This is a genomic window from Burkholderia sp. Tr-20390 (assembly GCF_017104595.1).
Classification (GTDB): domain Bacteria; phylum Pseudomonadota; class Gammaproteobacteria; order Burkholderiales; family Burkholderiaceae; genus Burkholderia.
The window spans coordinates 1-5,622 of the sequence record NZ_JAAGPC010000319.1 but is presented as its reverse complement, the minus strand read 5'-3'; the positions used below and the strand labels follow the sequence as shown (position 1 = coordinate 5,622).

Genomic DNA, 5,622 nt, shown 5'->3' with positions numbered 1-5,622 from the left:
GTGGTCGGCTCGAAGTGCGGCAGCCCGCGCGCGGCCACGACGCCGATCACGGCGACGCTGACGGCCGCGAGCGCGAACATCGCGCGCCAGCCGGCCGTTTCGGCGACGAACCCGGCCACGACCCGCGACAGCAGGATGCCGAGCAGCAGCCCCGTCATCACCGGGCCGACGATGAGGCCGAGATGGGCGTCGTGGGCGAGCGTCGCGGCGGCCGGCACGACGTCCTGCGCCAGCGTCGCCGCGAGGCCGATCGCGAAGCTCGCCGCGAGCAGCAGCCCGAGCGACGGCGCGATGGCGGCGAGCAGCAGCGCGACGACCAGCGTCGCGGCCTTGGTCACGATCACGCGGCGCCGGTCGAAACGGTCGCCGAGCGGCGCGAGCAGCAGGATGCCGAGCGCATAGCCGAGCTGCGTGAGCGTCGGCACGAAGCCGATCGCGCGTGCCGACGCGCCGAGATCGGGCCCGAGCGCGCCGAGCATCGGCTGCGCGTAGTAGAGCGGTGCGACCGCGAGGCCGGCGGCGGCCGCGAGCAGCAGCACGAGCCGGCGATCGGGCATCGAATGGGCGGCCGGCTGGGCCGGGGCGTGGGCGGCGCGTGGCGCGGCATCGAGACGGGACGGGGTGGACATGGCGTGCATCCTGGTTGCGATGAAGGAATGGACGCGAGTGTGGCGGCATGCGGCCGGCCACGGTAGTGCCGTCCTGCGCAGATTTGTTATACGCTCCACGCATGACCGAAAAATCTTCCTTCTCTCCCGCTGCAGGCGGGTCTCCGCGCATTCAGTCGGTGCCGGTGGACGGCGCCGGCTATCGTTTCGAGCTGATGGAAACCTTCGTGCGCATAGTCGAAGCCGGCAGCCTGTCGGCCGCGGCCGCGCAACTGCATACGACGCAGCCGACCATCAGCCGGCGGCTGCAGGCGCTCGAGCGCTCGCTCGGCATGCGGCTGCTGCAGCGGACCACGCACACGATGCGGCTGACCGTCGACGGCGAGCGCTGCTTCAAGCGCGCGAAGGAGCTGCTGGCGAACTGGGCGGCTTTCGAGGCCGATCTGCGCGGCGCGCAGGAGGAGCCGGACGGGCTGTTGCGGGTCGCGGTGCCGCACGCGTTCGGCCAGGAGCGTTTCGTCGAGCCGCTCGCGCGGTTCCTGCGCGACTATCCGCGCGTGTCGGTCGAGTGGTTGCTGCAGGACGAGGTGCGGGATTTCGTCGGCAGCGGCATCGATTGCGCGATCCAGGTGGGCGAGCCGACCGATCCGGCCGTGGTCGCGATCCGGCTGTCGAAGGTGCCGCGCTTCGTGGTCGCCGCGCCGTCCGTGCTGAACGGCGCCGACGTGCCGGCCGACCCCGATGCGCTCGCCGCGCTGCCGTGGCTCGCGCTGCGCACGTACTACCGCACGGAGCTGGCGCTCACGCATTCGGTCACGGGCGAGACGCGACGCATTGCGATGCGCCCGCGCATCACGACCGCGAACCTGTACGCGCTGCGCAGTGCGGCGCTGCTGGGGGTCGGGGCGTGCGTCGGCTCGTCATGGATGCTGGCCGATCACCTCGCGCGCGGCGAGCTCGTGCACCTCGCGCCCGAGTGGCAGGCCGCGCCGCTGCCCGTCTACCTGACCTACCCGCATGCGCAGTTCTATCCGTCGCGGCTCGTGCGGTTCGCCGCGATGATGCGCGAGGCCGTGCCGGGGCTCGTCGAAGGGCGCGACAGCTGACCTCCGACGCGGGATGTGCCGCAAGCGGAGGGCGGCGGGCGGCCGCAGCGGCTTCAGCCGCGCCGGATCCCTTCGGGCAGCGCGCTGATGCGGCGCACCTCGGGCGAATCGAGCCACGCGCGCGACGTTGCGCAGTCGGCGAACATGTCGGTCGCATCCTCGCCCCAGAACAGGTCGCCGTCGAGTGCGAAGGTCGGCACGCCGAATACGCCGTGCGCGATCGCGTCGTCGGTGTTTGCGCGCAGTGCGTCCTTCACCGGCTGGGCGTCGACGGCCGTCACGCCTTCCGGAAAATCGACCGCTTCGCACAGCGCGGCGAAGCCTTCCGGCGTCGACACGTCCTGGCCGTCGCGCCAGATATGCCGGAAGATCCGCCGGATCGCGTCGGGAGAATTGCCCATCGCGATCGCGAGGCGCAGCGGCTTGATCGGATTGAACGGGTGCGCGGGCGGCATCCGGAACGCAATGCCGAGCTTGTCCGCGCGATATTGCGCGTGGCGATAGGTGAAGACGCGTTTCGCCGCGATCTCGGCCGGCGCTTTCTGGCCCCAGTGGGCGAGTAGTGCGCCGAGCACGATGGGCCGCGGCTCGAACGCGGCGGCGGCCGGCAACCGGTCGAATTGTTCCTGCTGCAGGTAGGCGAACGGCGAAACGAAATCGAAATACCAGGTAGCGGTGCGCGCGGTGTTCATGGTGGCGACCCTCAAGCGTGTCCGGTTGGCGGTGGCTCGCGCGGCATGCCCGCAGGCGGCGCGCGATGCATGCATCGGCGGCCAGTGTCGCACGCGGCTGCCTTTTGCGCTGTTGCGTGGCCAGGCGCGCGCCGCCGCCGGTTACGACGCCGCGTCGCCGTGGTCCGCTGGCGATGCGAGCCGCGCGAGGCTGTCGCGCACGGCCGCTGCGTCGTAGCGTGCACCTGAGCCGCCGAGCGCGACGGTCGCCTTCTGTGCGAACGGCAACAGCATCGCGAGCGCCGCCGCCATGGCCGGTGCGTCGGCGAGCCGCGATTTCGGGCCCGATACGGTCAGCGCGCCGACGCACTCGCCGGCGGCGCCGAACACGGGCACGGATGCCGACGCCGTCTCCGGGTCGCGCTCGCCGTACGACGCGGCCCACAGCTGTTCGCGCACGTCGTGCCATTGCGCATCCTGCATGTCGGTGAACGCCAGCAGCACCTTCCCGGACGCGCCCTGGCGCACCGGAAACTCCTCGCCGACCCGAATCGACACGCGCACTGTACGCGCGGGCTCGACCCGGTACAGCACCGAGCGCATGTCGCCCTGGCGCACGTAGAACGACGCCGTTTCGCCGAGTTCGCGGCTCAGCGTCTCGAGCAGCGGCTCGACCACCGGGCCGACCCGGAACGAACGCTGATACAGCGCGGCGAGCCGCAGCGGCTCGTGTCCGATCGCGTACTGGCCGTCGTCGAGCTTGCGCATGAAGCCGCCATGTTCGAGCGCCGTGAGCAGGCGCAGGATCGTGCTCTTGTACAGCCCGGTGCGGCGCGACAGCTCCGCGAGCGACAGCCGGTCGTCGGTCTGCCCGAACGCCCGGAGGATCGCGAACGCGCGATCGAGAACGGCGACGCCGCTGGACGCTTCTTCGACCGGCGAATCGGGCTCGCTGCCGGGGTGATCGGTTGGTGTTTTGGGCACTGCCTGCTTCCTTCTGAGGATGTTCGATCGACTATATCGTTCTGTCTGACAGAACTCAAGTTCCAAAAAATCGCAATTTCACGGGTATACCCCGCTTACAGCCCATTCGACGCGCGCATAGAGTTCTATCAAACAGAACGATGTTCTTTCAGATAGAACGATGGAGTGTCAAATGAGCGTTTCCGAATATCCGAAGGTGCTGGTCAGCGAGGTCGGGCCGCGCGACGGCCTGCAGAGCATCCAGGCCGTGATGCCGACGGCCGGCAAGCTGCGCTGGATCACCGCGCTGGCCGCGGCCGGCCTGCGCGAGATCGAGGTCGGGTCGTTCGTGCCGGCGAAGCTGTTGCCGCAGATGGCCGATGTGCGCGAAGTCGTCGCGCACGCGCTGGCGATTCCCGGGCTGCACGTCGCCGCGCTCGCGCCGAACCTGCGCGGCGCCGAGGGCGCATTCGAGGCCGGCGTGCACAAGCTGACGCTGCCGGTCTCGGTCACGGAAGCGCATTCGCTGGCAAACATCCGCAAGACGCCCGCGCAGATGATCGACGAGGTGCGTGCGATCGTCGCGCTGCGCAATGAGCGGTTTCCGTCGGTGCAGATCGAGGCGGGCGTGTCGGTCGCGTTCGGCTGCACGATCGCGGGCGCGGTGAGCGACGACGAGACGATCGCGATGGCGGCGGCGATGGCCGAATGCGGCGTCGACGAGATCGGGCTGTCCGACACGAGCGGCTATGCGAATCCGGCGCAGGTGCGCCGGCTGTTCCTGCGCCTGCAGCGCGAAGTCGGCGACAAGGCCGGCGGCGCGCATTTCCACAACACACGCGGACAGGGGCTCGCGAACGTCGTCGCGGCGCTCGACGCGGGCGTGACGACGATCGACGCGAGCCAGGGCGGCCTCGGCGGTTGCCCGTATGCGCCGGGCGCGACCGGCAACATCGTCACCGAGGATCTCGTGTTCCTGCTCGAGGCGATGGGATTCGACACGGGTATCGACGTCGACGCACTGCTCGCCGCGCGCGCGATCCTGCACGCGGCGCTGCCGGCCGAGGCGTTGTACGGCCATGTGCCGGACGCCGGGTTGCCGAAGGGCTTCCGTTACGCGGACGGCCGCGCTCCGAGCGCGGTGCAACCGGAAGGATGCCTGACGGGAGTCGCGCAATGAACGACCACCAACCGGCTTCGACGCTGCCGTACGCAGGTACGCGCGTGATCGAGATGACGCACATGGTGATGGGCCCGACCTGCGGGATGCTGCTCGCCGATCTCGGCGCGGAGGTCATCAAGATCGAACCGATCGCGGGGGACAGCACGCGCGCGCTGCGCGGTTCCGGCGCCGGCTTCTTCGGGATGTTCAACCGCAACAAGAAGAGCCTCGCCGTCGACGTGAAGGATCCGCGCGGGCTCGAGATCGTGCTGCGGCTCGTCGCGACCGCGGACGTGTTCAGCGAGAACTTCAAGAGCGGCACGATGGACCGGCTCGGCCTCGGCTATCCGGCGCTGCATTCGCTGAATCCGCGCCTCGTGTACGTGTCGCACAAGGGCTTCCTGCCGGGGCCGTACGAGCATCGCACCGCACTCGACGAAGTGGTGCAGATGATGGGCGGCCTCGCGTACATGACAGGCCCGGAGGGGCGGCCGCTGCGCGCGGGCGCGAGCGTGAACGACATCATGGGCGGCATGTTCGGCGCGATCGGCGCGATGGCCGCGCTCGCGCAGCGCGAACGCACCGGCCGCGGCCAGCAGGTGCAGAGTTCGCTGTTCGAGAACAACGTGTTCCTCGTCGCGCAGCACATGATGCAGTTCGCGGTGACCGGGCAGGCCGCCTCGCCGATGCCGAGCCGGATTTCCGCGTGGGCCGTCTACGACGTGTTTTCAGTCAAGGATGACGAACAGATCTTTCTCGCGGTCGTGTCGGACACGCAGTGGGCGCTGTTCTGCGATGCGTTCGGCCTCGCCGCGCTGAAGGACGATCCGCGCGTCGCGACCAACAACCTGCGCGTGCAGGCGCGTGAGTGGCTGCTGCCCGAATTGCGCGCGCGGCTCGCGCCGTATTCGGCCGCGGAGATCGGCGCGATCTTCGAATCGAACGGCCTGCCGTACGCGCCGATCACGAAACCGCAGGACCTGTTCGACGATCCGCACCTGCTCGCCACGGGCGGCCTCGAGGCCGTGACGTTGCCGGCCGACGCGAGCAGCGCCGGGCGGCCGGTCGACACGCGCACCGCGCTGCTGCCGCTGACGCTTGCCGGCGAACGC

General features: G+C 69.9%; 6 protein-coding genes. 3 read left to right on the top strand and 3 right to left on the bottom strand.

Annotation, left to right across the window (positions count from 1 at the left end; translation table 11 throughout):
• The coding region (locus G3N98_RS38125; RefSeq protein WP_206151018.1) for an MFS transporter at positions 1-629 on the bottom strand (629 nt) is incomplete at its 3' end.
• Between the two features lie 101 nt (positions 630-730).
• Between G3N98_RS38125 and G3N98_RS38120 the strand changes: the two genes are divergently transcribed.
• Positions 731-1,714, top strand: a complete 984-nt coding sequence (locus G3N98_RS38120; protein ID WP_206151017.1) for a LysR family transcriptional regulator — start codon at positions 731-733, stop codon at positions 1,712-1,714.
• 53 nt (positions 1,715-1,767) lie between these two features.
• Here the strand turns inward: G3N98_RS38120 and G3N98_RS38115 are convergent, their stop codons facing one another.
• Both G3N98_RS38115 and G3N98_RS38110 read right to left on the bottom strand, forming a co-directional pair.
• Positions 1,768-2,406 carry a 2-hydroxychromene-2-carboxylate isomerase gene (locus G3N98_RS38115; RefSeq protein WP_206151016.1) on the bottom strand — a complete coding sequence of 213 codons (639 nt, stop codon included), beginning with the start codon at positions 2,404-2,406 and terminating at the stop codon, positions 1,768-1,770.
• A 141-nt stretch (positions 2,407-2,547) separates the two neighbouring features.
• The gene (locus tag G3N98_RS38110; protein WP_206151015.1) at positions 2,548-3,369 is read right to left on the bottom strand and encodes an IclR family transcriptional regulator; all 822 of its coding nucleotides are present in this window, start codon (positions 3,367-3,369) and stop codon (positions 2,548-2,550) included.
• Between the two features lie 172 nt (positions 3,370-3,541).
• Between G3N98_RS38110 and G3N98_RS38105 the strand changes: the two genes are divergently transcribed.
• Positions 3,542-4,528 (top strand): hydroxymethylglutaryl-CoA lyase, encoded by a 987-nt coding sequence (locus G3N98_RS38105; protein ID WP_206151014.1) that lies wholly within the window; start codon positions 3,542-3,544, stop codon positions 4,526-4,528.
• The coding region (locus tag G3N98_RS38100; RefSeq protein WP_206151013.1) for a CaiB/BaiF CoA-transferase family protein at positions 4,525-5,622 on the top strand (1,098 nt) is incomplete at its 3' end. The genes G3N98_RS38105 and G3N98_RS38100, both read left to right, overlap by 4 nt.